This window comes from Clostridium thailandense (genome assembly GCF_019207025.1).
In the GTDB taxonomy this organism is placed as follows: Bacteria; Bacillota; Clostridia; order Clostridiales; family Clostridiaceae; genus Clostridium_AM; species Clostridium_AM thailandense.
Genome location: NZ_JAEEGC010000063.1, coordinates 1 through 14,580 on the forward strand (window position 1 = coordinate 1; position 14,580 = coordinate 14,580).

At 30.8% G+C, this 14,580-nt stretch carries 14 protein-coding genes; 11 read left to right on the forward strand and 3 right to left on the reverse strand.

Translation table 11 applies throughout. The features are described 5' to 3' along the window. Positions 1-248 precede the first annotated feature (248 nt). Positions 249-1,544, reverse strand: a complete 1,296-nt coding sequence (locus I6U48_RS14070) for an Nramp family divalent metal transporter (protein WP_218321101.1) — start codon at positions 1,542-1,544, stop codon at positions 249-251. Positions 1,545-1,747: 203 nt separating this feature from the next. Here I6U48_RS14070 and mntR point away from each other — a divergent pair, with 203 nt between their 5' ends. The 3 genes from mntR (at position 1,748) to I6U48_RS14085 (ending at position 3,529) form a co-directional block, all read left to right on the forward strand. Beyond that, positions 1,748-2,218 (forward strand): transcriptional regulator MntR, encoded by a 471-nt coding sequence (mntR, locus tag I6U48_RS14075; protein ID WP_218321102.1) that lies wholly within the window; start codon positions 1,748-1,750, stop codon positions 2,216-2,218. 99 nt (positions 2,219-2,317) lie between these two features. Further along, positions 2,318-2,755 (forward strand): GatB/YqeY domain-containing protein, encoded by a 438-nt coding sequence (locus I6U48_RS14080; RefSeq protein WP_218321103.1) that lies wholly within the window; start codon positions 2,318-2,320, stop codon positions 2,753-2,755. Between the two features lie 147 nt (positions 2,756-2,902). Beyond that, positions 2,903-3,529, forward strand: a complete 627-nt coding sequence (locus I6U48_RS14085; protein ID WP_218321104.1) for a hypothetical protein — start codon at positions 2,903-2,905, stop codon at positions 3,527-3,529. 114 nt (positions 3,530-3,643) lie between these two features. Here I6U48_RS14085 and I6U48_RS14090 read toward each other — a convergent pair whose 3' ends face one another. Beyond that, entirely contained in the window at positions 3,644-4,558 is a 915-nt protein-coding gene (locus tag I6U48_RS14090) for an anti-sigma factor domain-containing protein (RefSeq protein WP_218321105.1), read from the reverse strand. Then, positions 4,555-5,235: a sigma factor gene (locus I6U48_RS14095; protein ID WP_218321106.1), complete on the reverse strand. Its 681-nt coding sequence runs from the start codon at positions 5,233-5,235 to the stop codon at positions 4,555-4,557. The genes I6U48_RS14090 and I6U48_RS14095 overlap by 4 nt, the downstream gene beginning before the upstream one ends. A gap of 299 nt (positions 5,236-5,534) precedes the next feature. On the opposite strand from I6U48_RS14095, the gene I6U48_RS14100 reads away from it, so the two are divergent. From I6U48_RS14100 to I6U48_RS14135, 8 genes are all read left to right on the forward strand, one after another. Beyond that, positions 5,535-6,653, forward strand: a complete 1,119-nt coding sequence (locus I6U48_RS14100; protein WP_218321107.1) for a DUF5667 domain-containing protein — start codon at positions 5,535-5,537, stop codon at positions 6,651-6,653. Positions 6,654-6,856: 203 nt separating this feature from the next. Continuing rightward, positions 6,857-7,003, forward strand: coding sequence for an aspartyl-phosphate phosphatase Spo0E family protein (locus I6U48_RS14105; RefSeq protein ID WP_218321108.1), 147 nt, complete (start codon positions 6,857-6,859; stop codon positions 7,001-7,003). A gap of 311 nt (positions 7,004-7,314) precedes the next feature. Further along, the gene (locus I6U48_RS14110; RefSeq protein ID WP_218321109.1) at positions 7,315-7,596 is read left to right on the forward strand and encodes a hypothetical protein; all 282 of its coding nucleotides are present in this window, start codon (positions 7,315-7,317) and stop codon (positions 7,594-7,596) included. A 397-nt stretch (positions 7,597-7,993) separates the two neighbouring features. Next, positions 7,994-10,723, forward strand: a complete 2,730-nt coding sequence (locus I6U48_RS14115; protein WP_218321110.1) for a molybdopterin-dependent aldehyde oxidoreductase — start codon at positions 7,994-7,996, stop codon at positions 10,721-10,723. A 194-nt stretch (positions 10,724-10,917) separates the two neighbouring features. Then, positions 10,918-13,191, forward strand: a complete 2,274-nt coding sequence (locus I6U48_RS14120; protein ID WP_218321111.1) for a pyridine nucleotide-disulfide oxidoreductase/dicluster-binding protein — start codon at positions 10,918-10,920, stop codon at positions 13,189-13,191. Positions 13,192-13,193: 2 nt separating this feature from the next. Next, complete coding sequence (locus I6U48_RS14125; RefSeq protein WP_218321112.1) at positions 13,194-13,400, forward strand: DVU_1557 family redox protein; 207 nt, start codon at positions 13,194-13,196, stop codon at positions 13,398-13,400. After that, positions 13,400-14,134, forward strand: coding sequence for a DVU_1556 family methyltransferase (trsM, locus tag I6U48_RS14130; RefSeq protein ID WP_218321113.1), 735 nt, complete (start codon positions 13,400-13,402; stop codon positions 14,132-14,134). The genes I6U48_RS14125 and trsM overlap by 1 nt, the downstream gene beginning before the upstream one ends. Further along, positions 14,127-14,579: a DVU_1555 family C-GCAxxG-C-C protein gene (locus tag I6U48_RS14135; RefSeq protein ID WP_218321114.1), complete on the forward strand. Its 453-nt coding sequence runs from the start codon at positions 14,127-14,129 to the stop codon at positions 14,577-14,579. The genes trsM and I6U48_RS14135 overlap by 8 nt, the downstream gene beginning before the upstream one ends. The last annotated feature ends 1 nt before the right edge of the window (position 14,580 follow it).

The window sequence follows — 14,580 nt, forward strand, 5'->3', positions numbered from 1 at the left end:
GTCAAAAGTATTTAAATGTGTCTTCCAGAATGTAAATATATCCCTGCGTATAAGTTAAGTGTCTGGTGTGGTTATCTATAAGTACAACAACTCTATAAAATAATGTACTTTTAGTTGAAAAATCTGCACTTTACATGGTCGAGTTTATGAATCTCTATTCAATAATTTTTTTGATTTTAATTTTTATATTAGTTGTTTGTATTTTTTATCTGATTTTTTCATGACAAAATAACATTTACAGGAGGTAATTATATACCGCCTGTAAATGTTAGATAAATTAAAACAGCATTCATACTGATAATCATTGTTGCAATTACCCAACCTATAATTTTAACAAAAGGCTTATTAACAAAATCACCCATTAAGTCCTTCCTGCTGGTGATTTTTAGCATAGATATAATTGCAACAGGGAGTACGAAGCTTAAGCATACCTGGCTCATCAATAGTGCTTTCATTGGATTTACTCCTATTACAATAACTATTAATCCAGGAAGCATGGTGACTAATCTTCTTATAGGCGCTGGAATTTTTAGATCTACAAAACCATCCATAATTGTTTCACCCGCCATTGCACCTACAGAAGATGAAGAAAAACCTGAGGCAAGTAAGGCTGCTCCAAAGGCTCCACTTGATAATGTACCTAAAAGTGGCTCTAATGATCTATGTGCTTGTTCAATTGATTCAACAGATATTCCCCTACTGTAAAATACTGAGGCAGATACGATGACCATAGCGGCATTTACAATGAATGCAATATTCATTGCTATAAAAACATCAATCTTTTCCATACGGAAGTGTTTTTTCTTTTCTTCTAATGTCATTCCATTATTGCGACATTGCACTAGCTCAGAATGAAGATATATAACATGTGGCATTACCGTGGCACCTAGCATACCTACTGCAATTAAGACTGCTTGACCGTTAGGGAGAGAAGGTATTAAAGTGTGAAGTGCCACCTGTGACCACTCAGGCTTTGCAAGAAACAATTCTATAGTATAAGAAACACAGATGACAGCGACAAATAGAGTTATAATAATCTCTATAACTCTTTGACCATATTTTTGTAAGTAGACAATAATAAATGTTACTATTGCAGTTAATATAGCAGAATAGGATATAGGAATACCAAATAACAAATAAAAACCTAATACTCCTCCGATAAATTCGGCCATTGTTGTGGCCATTGCGGCAAGTGATGCTATAATATAAAAAAACCAATTCATTCTTTTTGAAAATATAATTCTGCACATTTGGGTCAAGTTTTTGCCTGTTGCAATACCTAGTTTTGCAGACATTATTTGAAGAAATATAGCCATTAAGTTACTCCACAGAATAACCCAGATAAGACTATAATTAAATATTGACCCACCACTAATATTAGTGGCAAAGTTGCCTGGATCGACATAGGCAACACTAACAACAAATGCTGGACCTAAAAATTTTAATAGACCTTTAAGTTTTTTTAAAACAGTAGGATTGCTGTTTATTCCAGTTTCTACAGATTTTAGTTTATAGGGGGTTGTTAAAACATTCTCTTTGTTCATTTGAAAGCCACCTTCTTTACTCAATATAATACATAAGTATTTAAATAATTATCTTAATCTAATATGTTTAGGTTAAACTAAATTTCTTAACCTACTATAAATTATGATTTTATTTAAAAAGTGTTACAGTATAGTAATTTTTGGATTTACTCACGCATATAATTTATTAAGGAATTATCAACCTTAAGAGTAGGTGAAAAATTATGGATAATAATGATTTTCGTACTTTTAGTGAATATATGAAAAAAGAAGATAATTTGCTTACAGCCTCAATGGAGGATTATCTTGAAATGATATATAGGTTATCAATGAATATAGGCTTTACAAGAGTCCACGATTTATCTAAAGCCCTTAATGTTCACCCTCCATCTGCTACTAGAATGGTACAAAAACTAGGCGAATTAAATCTTTTGCAATATGAAAAGTACGGTGTGATTATTCTCAAAGAAAAGGGAAAAAAATTAGGTGAATTTTTATTAAAACGACATTATATTATTGAATCTTTTTTAAGATTGTTAGGTATACCCGAAGATATGATCTTGAAAGAAACTGAAAAAGTTGAGCATACATTAAGTGACGAAACTACTAAATGCTTTGAAGAGTATATTTCTTTTATAAAGGCTAATCCTGATGTTGTTAGTAGATTTTATGCTTATAGAAGGTCAAAATCATAAACTTGATTTTATTTAGGATAATAGTATAATTTGAATAGGTAAATTATTCTAGAGAAAAGAGGTGAATGGTTAGTAGGCAAGGTTTACTAACTAAAGATTATGTTAAAGGAATTAATAAAAAAAGATGAAATAGCAGCAATGAAGGCAAAGGATAAGGCAAGGGTAAGTGTTTTAAGATTAATAAATGCTGACATTAAAGGATTTGAAGTTAACGAAAGAGAAAATATCTCTGATGAGGGCGTTGTAAAAATAGTAGAAAAAAATATAAAGCAAATAAAAGAAACATTAGAGTATGCTAAACAATCAAACAACGAAGAAAAAATAGCAGAAGGAAATTTTGCTCTTGAAGTTTTAACTCCATACCTTCCAAAACAACTAGATGAAGAAGAAGTAGAAGCAATGCTAAAGGAAATCATAGATAATGGAAACTATACAGCGGCAGATATGGGAAAAATAATGAAAGAAATTATGCCAAAGGTTAGTGGCAAGTTTGATAGATCAAAAATTAATCCTATGGTAAAAAATTTATTAGGATAATATAATTATTTAAAAGGTGCTAAGTTAATTTTTAACTAAGTGCCTTTTATTATTTTTATTTGTTCACAACAAATTTTTAATATTCGGATTGAAAATATTCTAAATATGACATAATAAGCATAGAAAATGAAATCATTGGAGGGCAAGATGATTAGAATATTCACAGATTGGCCTGAGCCTCTAATTTCTTTTATTGCCATAATTGTTGGAGCAATAGTAGGGGGGGTATTTAGCTGGGTTATAACGAAAAAGTCTACAGATAAAACTATAGAAGTGCAAAATAAAATAGTAGAAGATAATAGAAGGTATGCAGAAGAGGTTAGGAATAAGAGAAGTAGAGAATATGCAAACATCATAAGATTAGATATTTGCACAGCATTATTTAATAGTATTAGAATTTTAAAAGATACAAAGAATAAATTCTGTTTTAACATATATCCAATTCCAATGGATAGGGAATATTCTATTAATGTTGCATATTTAAAAAACCAGTTTCAATTAAAAGAGCTGAGCTACATATATCAAATTTATGGAATTATTGAAAAATTAAATAGAGATACCAATAACTCTAGATATTACAATGAAGAAGATTATAACAACATAAGAATTGATTGTCAGTTGTTTTTAAAAAAGATTTATGGAGATAACATAAATAGAGTGTTAGAGCTCGATATAGACGAAATTAGTTATAATCAACTTTATGATAATAAATTAACTAAAGATGGATACAAAGAAGTTCTTAATAAGTTAGATAAAATCTGCAATTTGGAGTGAGATGAAGAAATTTTTTAGCCAGTAGCTTCGACAAATATAACAAAAATAGACTTATATTCCATGATAAGTCTATTTTAAGCGGTGTAGAGTATATTGAAATTTTTGCAATAGCCTTTATTTTCCTTTGTTTTTATCAGATTTACTATTATTATGATTGTTATCATTTTTATCTTTATTTGATTTGTTGTCTGAGTTTTCATGTTTATCATCATAGTTATCTTTTTTGTCATTATTTTCTGAATTCACATTATGAGTGTTGTGAGAATTATTAGAATTCGAGTTTTTACTGTTGTTGTCATTAGTTTTATCATATTTATGTGAATTAGAACTATTATTGCTATTGTTATTTATGTTAGATTTGTTTGCATTAGAATCAACATTGATGTTTGATTTACTGTTCTGATCAAGGTGATTTTCATGTAAAGCTTCACTAGGTTTTTTAGTTTCTTTAATGAATACAGTATTACCATTGCTATGGATTTTGGCATTAACAGTATCTTTTGCTAATTGTTCTTTAAGATTTGGTAAGTTAACATCTTTGCCTACTATATCTATAATAATAGCTTTGTTGGCAGCAATATAACTTTGATTTATATATTTATCAGTCTTAGCTTGATTTATAACCATTACAAGAGTTTCATCTATTGGTTTATTTTTAGTACTTAATTCTGATAAAATTTTTTGACCATCAGAGTTAAGAGCATGAGAGGTTACAATTCTACTCCATCTATTCAATTTAAACTCGATAGACGGATTTATATTTATTGTAACAGTGGAAACAGGAGTATAGTAAGCATAAGCACCTCCACCTAAAATAAGAAGGAAAAATAACAAAGATGCTGCTATAACATATCTGAATTTACTTATGATTCCAGTGGAAGTATTGAGGACTTTACCAGTATATTCAGAGCCTATAGTAGGAATGGCTTTGCTCTTATCTATTTTGACTTTTACAAATTCACCATTAGGTGTCATTATATAAGCAAAATCTTTTTTAACTTTCATAACTAGTCCATTTTTAGATATCAATCTTTTTCACCTACCTTTATGTTTAAATAAGACCGTATATAAGCATATTCTTCATTTGAAAGAATTAAAATTAAAGCAAGTATGTATCTTCTCCATTTTTCTATTAACTTTCTGTTAGAATTTGTCAAAATACAGATTTGTTTTACGGGAATCATTTTAGATTTATGTATATACTCTAAAATAGATGATTCCTTTGAACAAATAAAGGCTAAGGTTAATAGTTTATCTTTTGTATCCCTATGTGTTGGCGAAGAAGAAGCGAGTACTTCAAAAGATAAATTATATTTTTGAAGTTCATTGTTAAAAGCAATTATTTCTTCACTTCTTCTAAGGTTTTCTTGTTCAATCTCATAATTAGTTAAAGAGTTTTTGTTATCTATATATTCGAGTTGACTGTTTTCATCATCAAAAGTCAAATATGGATTGTTTGAATTTTTTCTAAAATAATCTATAAGCGAGTTTTTTATTAAAACCTTTGAATAACTAAAGAAATTACCCTTATCTTCAATATAGGATTCACATGCTTTGTTAAAGGCGATTAAAGCTATGCTAAGTTCATCGTCATTCTCCCATTGAAGATTTTTTTTACAAATTTTTGCTGTAACAGCATGAATAAATTTCTTGCTTTTTTCAATAAAGTCATTCCTGTTAGTATTCAAGTCTTCATTAAGCTTCATTTAACCACCTCACTATTTAGTACGATATAATATATGAGTTTTAAGGGGGCTGGTTAATAATATAATTTGTTATAGATACCTACGGCTGGCACTTAAATAAGTTGCCTAGCTTACCTAGTTTAAATTTACTACCCCCACAAAGCGAAAAGATTCTCCGTAAATATATACATATACAAAAGAACAATATAGCTAGCTAAACTATTTTTATGATAATATTAAAAGGCTTTTTATGGTACCCCTATAAAAATGGAATAGATTCCGTAAATATGTATAAAAGGATTTTAAAGGAGGAATTAATTATGAAAAAAGTAGTATTATTTGTAGCAGCAATTGCTGTATCACTAAGTATAACTGGAAAGGTATTTGCAGAGGAAAATAGTATAAATTATAAAGAGAGTGCAGGAATAACTCCAGATAATATAATTTTATATCCTATAGATAAGGCAATAGATAATTTAAAAGTAAACATTGCATCTGATGAGGAAAAGAAAGCAGAAGCTTTAAAAGATGTAGCTATAGAAAGATTAGGTGAAAGTGAAATCATGGTTGAGAAGGGTAAAACAGACCTTTCTGTAGAGCCATTAAAAGAATACAACGATAAAATAAGTGAAGCTCAAGAAAAGGTAGAAACTGCAGTAGATAATACTTCCACTGATAACATTGGTAACAAGGAAAAGCTAGACAAATTAGAAAAACTTGAAGCACAAATAGTAGAACAGCAGAAAAAAAATATAGAGGTATTGCAAAATTTAGAGAAAAAGCTTCCAGAAAAAGCAAAAGAGACTATAGCTATGGTTATTGAAATGCAGACGGCTAAAAAAGATGCTTTAATTGCAGTTTTAAGTGAAAGGAAATCAGTGCTTCAAAGCACACGAGATGTAACAGATGCTGAGAAAAAGCTAGAAGAAGCTAAAAAATCAGGAAATGACCAAAGTATAAAAGCTGCAGAAGATTTACTAAAGCAAAAAGAAGATGCTTTGAAGGTTGAAAAAGATAAACTTGAACAAGTAGTAACAGAAAAGAAAGAGGTAATGAAGGGAGGATTAGAAAAATTAAAGAAGGAATTAAAAGAAACAGCTAAAAAAGAAAGTAGTAAAGATTCAGATCAAAAAACTAGTAATACTCAAGAAACTTCGTCAACAGCTCAGCAGCAAGGAGCTGGAGATAATAATCTAAGTAATGTAAATGCTAATACAACAAATGCCTCAACTGCAACTAGTACTACAGTGGTACAAAACCCGTTAACTACAAACAGCAGCACAACTGTTACTGATAGTACATCTGCAGTAAGGCAAGCAGTTAGCACAACTAAAGTCGAAGTTAAGGAAAACAAAGAAAAAGAAGTTAAAGAAAAGAAATATAAGAAAGATAAAGAAAATAAGGCTGAAAAAGAGAATAAACAACATAATGAAGATTAAAAATTAATAATTATAGTAGAACTGTAGCTGAATTTATGCTTGAGCTGCAGTTCTCTTAATTTAGCTACAATGTATGACATAAAAATTATTTATATGATTTATAAATAATTTTTATGTAAATAATAAGAAAATATAGTTGAGACAACCAGTTAATTATATTATAATATTAATGTTGTGTTAAATTATAAAATGGAGATAGGGCTATGGAAGAAAAAATTGAGTTGCTTAGGGAAAAATTAAATAAATTAACAGAAGAATGTGTATGCTTATATTCAGATGAAGTAGTAGAATTAAGTCAAAGATTGGACAAGCTTATTTACAAATACTATCAAAACATTCAGCCAATATAGGCTGATTTTATTTTTTTGCAATAAAAATAAAAAGGCCAATAGATTTACTATTAGCCTACAATATTTTAGGGGGACTTAAAATATATTGTTTTCTATATTATAACCAGATTAAAATAAATTAAACATAAAACTGTATATACAGAATAAAAAAATAATGTTAATAAAAAATTAATACTTTATAAAGTAATATTAAATACCATTTGCATAAGAAGTGTGATATAATCTTTCTATAGAGTTAGTATTTAAATATTTCACAAAATATAAGAGTATTAAGTTAAGAGAAGATAACAAGAGAAATGGGGTATGCAATTATGGAATTTATTAGCAAAGGCTTTTCAAGTGTATTTAAAATAATATTGGCAATAGCAGCGGTTATTATATTTATTAAATCTATTCCTTTACTTATATTTGTTGGTGCGGCTATCTATGGTGGAAGTAAATTAATGAAGTATATTAAGAAAAACAATGGTGAAAAAATACACAAGAAAGAGAAAAATAATACAAAAAGCGAAATTTATGAAGAGCAAAATTATTATGATCTTTCAAACAAAAAAGTTATAGATGTAGAATATGAAGAGATTAAAAGAAATTAAAGAGTTCATTAAAATAATGGAGATACTGTCTTGGGTATCTTCGTTATTTTTTTGTCTATATTTTGAGTAAATGTTCAAAAATTAAGCGATTTTTTTATGAAGAATTAAGAGATATAGCAGTTGAGAAAAGCTTTACACTGGTAATGATCAAAAAATGAACAATCAATACTTAGAGGATTGTTATAAAATCGAACAAAATCATAAAATTCAGAATTATGATTGGGAAATTAGGGCCTTGTACAAGTGGCATGAATATTGCTGGTAATTAAATTGAGATAAGAAAGGACTAAAAACATCAAAAAAGTCTCAATGTATTATCACAAAAAATGTAATTTTGCATAAAAATTGCATCACATTAAAATATTATTAAGATAATAAATCAAAGGGGGAATTTTAAGTGTTAAAAAAGACCTTATTTGTTAATGGAGTTAAGAGAACTATTATAGCAAATCCAGAGACAACTTTAGCAGACGTTATAAGAAAACAGGTACTTCTCACTGGAACTAAAGTTGGATGTGGAAAAGGTGAATGCGGCGCTTGTTCTGTAATCCTAAATGGCAAAGTTGTAAGATCTTGTATAACTAGATTCAAAAGAGTTCCTGATGAATCAGAAATTATAACTATTGAAGGAGTTGGAGATAACGACCACCTTCATCCATTACAATTAGCATGGATGGTACATGGTGCAGCACAGTGTGGATTCTGTAGTCCTGGATTTATAGTTTCAGCTAAAGTACTACTTGACAATAATAGTAATCCAACAAGAGAAGACGTTAGAGCTTGGTTCCAAAAAAATAGAAACGTATGTAGATGTACTGGATACAAGCCATTGGTTGATGCAGTTATGGAAGCGGCAAGACTAATGCGCGGAGAAGTAACAAAAGAAGAATTGTGGTATAAGCTTCCAAAAGGAGGAAGTTTATTAGGTTCAGATGCTGTACGTCCTTCTGCACTTGCAAAAGTAACAGGAACTTGGGATTTCGGAGCAGATTTAGGCTTAAAGCTTCCAGAGGATACATTACACATTAAACTAGTACAGGCCACAGTGTCTCATGCAAATATACTATCTATAGATACTTCAGAAGCAGAAAAAATGCCTGGAGTTTTCAAGGTTTTAACATATAAAGATGTACCTGGAACAAATAGAATAAATGGATTAGCTTTTCCTACAAACAAAGGTGATGGATTAGAAAGACCTATATTATGTGATAAAAAGATTTTCCAATTTGGTGATGCAATAGCTATGGTACTTGCTGATACACCATGCCAAGCAGAAGCAGCAGCAGCAAAAGTAAAAGTTGAAATAGAAGAACTTCCAGCATATATGAGTGCACCAGCAGCTATGGATGAAGATGCAATGGAAATTCACCCTGGAACACCAAATATTTATTTTGAATGCGGTACTATAAAAGGTGAAGATACAAAACCTTTAATGGATACCTTAGAATATGTAGTTGAAGACGATTCCTATGTAGGAAGACAACCACACCTTCCATTAGAACCAGACGTTGGATTCGCATATCTTAATGAAGAAGGAAAATTAATTATACATTCAAAGAGTATAGGTTTACACCTTCACGCTGCAATGGTAGCGGATGGTATTGGTGTTAAACTTGATGATTTAAAGATAGTTCAAAATCCTACTGGAGGTACTTTTGGATATAAATTCAGTCCAACTATGGAAGGACTTCTTGGAGTAGCTGCATTATTAACAAAGAGAGTTGTATACTTAGAATTTAACATGTATCAACAAATTACTTATACCGGAAAGAGATCACCTTTCTTTATGCATCTTAAATTAGGTGCTGATAAGGATGGTATATTTAAAGCATTAGAAACTGATTGGTCCGTTGACCATGGTCCATATTGCGAATTCGGTGATCTTGTTACTACAAGAGGTTCACAATTTATGGGTGCAGGATATGGTATTCCAAATATAAGAGGAAACGGAAGAACTGTTGCTACAAATCACGCTTGGGGTTCAGCATTCAGAGGATACGGTTCACCACAAAGTTTATTTGCTTCAGAAGTTTTAGTAGATAAATTAGCTAAGAAAATGGGAGTAGACCCTCTTGAACTAAGATACAAGAACGTTTATAGAGAAGGAGATAAGACTCCTACTGGCTGTGACCCTGATGTAATTGCGTTGCCAGGTCTGATTGAAAAAATAATGCCACGCTATAAGGCTGCTAAAGCAAAAGCTGCAGAGAAAAATGCTAAGGGCGGAAATATGAAATATGGAGTAGGAACTTCCTTATTGATTTATGGATGCGGTCTTGATGGTCCAGATACTTCAAATGCATGGGCAGAATTAACTAAAGAAGGAGTTACTATAGGAAACTCTTGGCAGGATCATGGTCAAGGAGCTGACATGGGAACTTTAACTTTAGCTCATGAAACTTTAAGACCAATAGGAATAGAGCCAGAACAAATTAAATTAGTTATGAATGATATGGAACGTACTCCAGATAGTGGTCCTTCAGGTGGAAGCCGTTCTAACGTTCTAACAGGAAATGCTACCAGAGTCGCTTGTGAAAATTTATTAGCTGCTATGAAAAAGGATGATGGCACTTACATGACTTATGATGAAATGGTAGCTGCAGGTAAAGAGTTAAAATATGCTGGAAAATGGACAGCACCTTGTACAGCTCCTGATCCAGCAACTGGTCAAGGAAATCCATTCCCAACTTATATGTATGGTGTTCTTTTATCAGAGGTAGAAGTTGATACTACTACAGGAAAAGTTAAAGTGGAAAAATTAACCATAGCAGCTGATATAGGAACTATAGTAAATAAATTAGTATGCGATGGACAAATATATGGTGGATTAGCTCAAGGTATAGGACTTGCTTTAAGCGAAGATTTTGAAGACTTAAAGAAGCATACTACACTTACAGGTTGTGGAATACCACAAGTAAAAGATGTAACTGATGATATAGAAATAATTTACCAGGAGACTCCAAGACCGCTTGGTCCATATGGTGCTTCAGGTAATGGTGAAATGCCATTATCAGCTCCTCATGCTTCCATAGTTAATGCAATTTATGATGCTACTGGAGTGCAAATAACACACTTGCCTGCACGTCCAGAAAAAGTTTTAGCAGCACTTGAACAATTGAAAAAGTAACAAATTTTAAATTAGCTTAGATTATTTCCCTATAAGGAATCAGAAATAAGTAATTTTTATAACTGTAAAGTTTATTATTTGAAAATTTCTGATTCCTTTCTTAATTCTATAAAAATTATAAATTTTAAAAACATGGGCAGCTTAATAAATAATTCATAAATTGGATTGTTTTATTTAAGGAGGGAAGAGAGTATATGGACTTGAATAAATTGCTAATTAAACAAGATCTATGCATTGAGGATAGACCTTCAGCTTGTATAGCGGCTTGCCCTATACACATGGATATAAAAACATTTATTGAAGAGATAGAAAAGTCAGATTTTAAAAAGGCTTATAAAGTGATGGCTAAAAAAGTTCCTTTTACAAGATTAATAGGTAGTATATGTGACCATCCCTGCGAAAATGCTTGTGTAAGAAATGGATTAGGTGGAGCTGTAAATATACATGAACTTGAAAAAGCCGTGGTGAAACTAGGCTTTTCTTCTGCTAAAAGGACTATTCCAATTCCTAAGAATGGGAAAAAAGTAGCAGTATTAGGTGCTGGTATAAGTGGTGTTACTGCTGCTTTCGATTTAGATAAAAAAGGTTATGATGTAACTATTTACGAAAAGTCTGAAAAAATAGGAGGGAGGCTGTGGGAGTTTGAAGGAAAGCAGCTTTCGAAGGAACTCATAGAAGAAGAACTCCAGGTAATAAATAAAGGAAACATAAAAATAAATCTAAACCATACAGTAGATTCATCAGAATTAGAGAAAATTTTAAATATTTATGATGCGGTTTATATAGGAACAGGTATTTGGAAAGAAAACTTAAAGATAGATCTAAAAACCTTCCAGGTAGGAGATACTGCTCTATTTGCAGGTGGAAGAATTACAACTAATAATGATTCAGTTATTTTTTCTGTAAGCTCTGGAAGAAGAGCTGTTGTATCTATAGATAGATATCTCCAGAAAGTTTCTCTAACAGTAGCAAGGGAAAATGAAGGTGCTTATGAAACAAATTTGAAAATTAAATTAGATGATATAGAAAGTGTAGAAGCGATTGAAAAAACTTCTTTAGAATATAATGAACAGGAAGCGATTAAAGAGGCAGGCAGGTGTATAAAATGCCAATGTAATGAGTGTATAAAAGCTTGTACTCATTTTAAAAAATTTGATATTAAACCTAAAAGATATATAAGGGTTATAAACCATAATGAATCTGTAATATTAGGTGATCACTATGGAAACAAAATGATAAACTCTTGTACGGAATGCGGGCTTTGTGGAGAAGTTTGTCCTTCAAGTTTAAATATGAAAAATATAGTACAAGAAACTCGTGAAAGCATGGTGGAAAGAGGAAAAATGCCTGTATCTGCTCATGATTTTGCACTCAAAGATATGGAATTTAGTAATAGTAAATATTTTTCTATGGTAAAAAACCAGCCAGGATATGAAAGTGTAAAATATGTGTTTTATCCAGGATGCCAGCTTCCAGCTTCCTCTCCTGAATACATTGGTAAGGTATACGCAGATCTTATAAATAATATTAGTGATGGAGTTGGGATAATGTTAGGGTGCTGTGGAGCACCAGCAGATTGGTCAGGAAGACAGGATTTAATGCAAAAAAATATACAGGATATAAGAAATAAGTGGAATGACATGAACAGACCAACTTTTATTCTAGCTTGTTCTACTTGCTGCAGTGTATTTGAAAAATATATGCCGGAGATAGAATTTATTTCTTTGTGGGAAGTAATAGAGAAATATAGTATTAATATAAATAGTAAAACAAAAGAGAACACAGTCTTAAATGTACATGATGCTTGTACAACTAGATATAATAATAAAATTCATGGAAGTGTAAGAAATATAGCAGTTAAATTAGGATATAAAATAGAAGAACTTAAATTCACAAAGGAAAAAACTAAATGTTGTGGTTATGGAGGACTTGTTTATTTTGCTAATAGAGAGCACTCTAAAGATTTTATAAAAGACAGAATACAGGAAAGTAAGGATGATTATCTTGTCTATTGCTCCATGTGTAAAGATTTATTTATATCTGAAGGGAAAAGAACTTTTCATATTTTAGATTTAATGTATGGTGAAAGTTTAGAGGAAGCTTCCTTAAGAAAGGCACCTACTTTATCGAAGAGACATGAAAACAGAACCCGTGTTAAAATAAATCTTTTGAAAAATTTTTGGAATGAAGAATCAGAAAATTTAAAAATAGATTATGATTTAAAAATAAATATATCAGACAATGTTCAAAATCAAATGGAAGATAGATTAATTCTTCTTGGAGATATAGAAAAAGCTCTTTTTAATGCCAAGACAAATAAAGAAAGATTCTTTAATCCACAAAGCTCACACTATTTAACGAGAATGAGGATTGATAATGTAACTTATTGGGTGGAATATGAAGATAAGGATGATGAATTACTTGTTCATAGTGTTTATACACATAGAATGGAAGTAGTGGAGGGATAGTTATGAAAATCAATAAAGAAGAAAAAACTCCATGGATTTGTGATAAGTGCAATAAGGAACTTCAGCTTAGTGAAATAAAAGTTGTATATCTCGGAGGAAGTTTTGAGGTAGAGCTTATGCAGTGTCCAGAGTGCAAGATGGTATTAATAGATGAAACTTTAGCACTAGGGAAAATGATTGAGGTAGAAAAGGGACTGGAGGATAAATAATGAAGTGTTGTAATGCTTACGAGAGTAAACATATGCGAGATGTTACAGGAATAACCTTAAGACCTGGAAAATTTATTTTAACGGATAAAGCTGTGGAGTTCTGTAAATTTTCTTCTGAGGATTTTATAATGGATTTAGGCAGTGGTATGGGAGCCACAGTTAACCATCTTTATGAAAAGCATGGAATAAATACTGTAGGAGTAGACCCATCTCAAAAACTAATAGATATTGGGAGTAATAAATATAAAAATATAAATTTAGTTAAGGGAAGAGGAGAAGAAATCCCTTTTCCAGGTGAAAGTTTTAGTGGAGTTTTTGCAGAGTGTACTATGTCTCTTATGGATGATGTAAATTTAGTTATTGAAGAAGTGTTTAGAGTTTTAAAAAAGGATGGCTGGTTTATTATTACAGATGTGTATGCTAAAAATCCTGAATTTACAGATAAACTCAATGAATTTACTGCTAATAGTTGCATGCGAGGACTTCATAATCTAGAATTATTACAAGAATCCTTGATAAAAAGTGGATTTAAAATAATGCTTTTAGAGGATTGTAGTGATATGCTAAAAAATCTCATGGTTAAAATAATTTTTACTTATGGCTCCATGAGTGTATTTTGGAATAAAACTACTGGATGTTCTGTGAATGGAGAAGAATTCCATGAAATACTTAGAATGTGCAAGCCAGGATATTTTATTATGATAGCTAAGAAAGGGGAGGAAAATCTTGAATGATACTGCTTTTCGCATATTTAAATTAGCTTCTTCTGGATTTTGCTGTACTCAAATAATGTTAAAATTAGTTTTAGAAGACGAAGAAAAAGAAAATATAGATTTAATTAGAGCTGTAAATGGATTATGTGCAGGTATAGGTTATACTAAAAAAACCTGTGGAGTCCTTACTGGAGGAATATCAATTATAGGACTTTATGCTGGTAAAGGGGAAGCAAGAGAGTTTTATAAGGAAAACTATAATGCTATGATGAAGGAATATATCGAATGGTTTGAAGAAGAATTTGAAAGTACAGAATGTGGTGATATAATAGGAATCCAAAGCATAAGTGATGACGCAGGAAATATAACTTATCCAGTAAAATGTGGGGAGATATTGCAAAAGGCATATGAAAAGGTGCAGGAGATATTATTAACAAATGGATATGAGTATGGAGATAGAGATTAGT

Excerpts from the sequence above, each read along its gene's own strand:
- I6U48_RS14120 (WP_218321111.1), top strand. The coding sequence starts at position 10,918 with ATGGACTTGAATAAATTGCTAATTAAACAAGATCTATGCATTGAGGAT.
- I6U48_RS14070 (WP_218321101.1), bottom strand. The coding sequence starts at position 1,544 with ATGAACAAAGAGAATGTTTTAACAACCCCCTATAAACTAAAATCTGTA.
- I6U48_RS14080 (WP_218321103.1), top strand. The coding sequence starts at position 2,318 with ATGTTAAAGGAATTAATAAAAAAAGATGAAATAGCAGCAATGAAGGCA.
- I6U48_RS14095 (WP_218321106.1), bottom strand. The coding sequence starts at position 5,235 with ATGAAGCTTAATGAAGACTTGAATACTAACAGGAATGACTTTATTGAA.
- mntR (WP_218321102.1), top strand. The coding sequence starts at position 1,748 with ATGGATAATAATGATTTTCGTACTTTTAGTGAATATATGAAAAAAGAA.
- I6U48_RS14100 (WP_218321107.1), top strand. The coding sequence starts at position 5,535 with ATGAAAAAAGTAGTATTATTTGTAGCAGCAATTGCTGTATCACTAAGT.
- trsM (WP_218321113.1), top strand. The coding sequence starts at position 13,400 with ATGAAGTGTTGTAATGCTTACGAGAGTAAACATATGCGAGATGTTACA.
- I6U48_RS14105 (WP_218321108.1), top strand. The coding sequence starts at position 6,857 with ATGGAAGAAAAAATTGAGTTGCTTAGGGAAAAATTAAATAAATTAACA.
- I6U48_RS14125 (WP_218321112.1), top strand. The coding sequence starts at position 13,194 with ATGAAAATCAATAAAGAAGAAAAAACTCCATGGATTTGTGATAAGTGC.
- I6U48_RS14085 (WP_218321104.1), top strand. The coding sequence starts at position 2,903 with ATGATTAGAATATTCACAGATTGGCCTGAGCCTCTAATTTCTTTTATT.
- I6U48_RS14110 (WP_218321109.1), top strand. The coding sequence starts at position 7,315 with ATGGAATTTATTAGCAAAGGCTTTTCAAGTGTATTTAAAATAATATTG.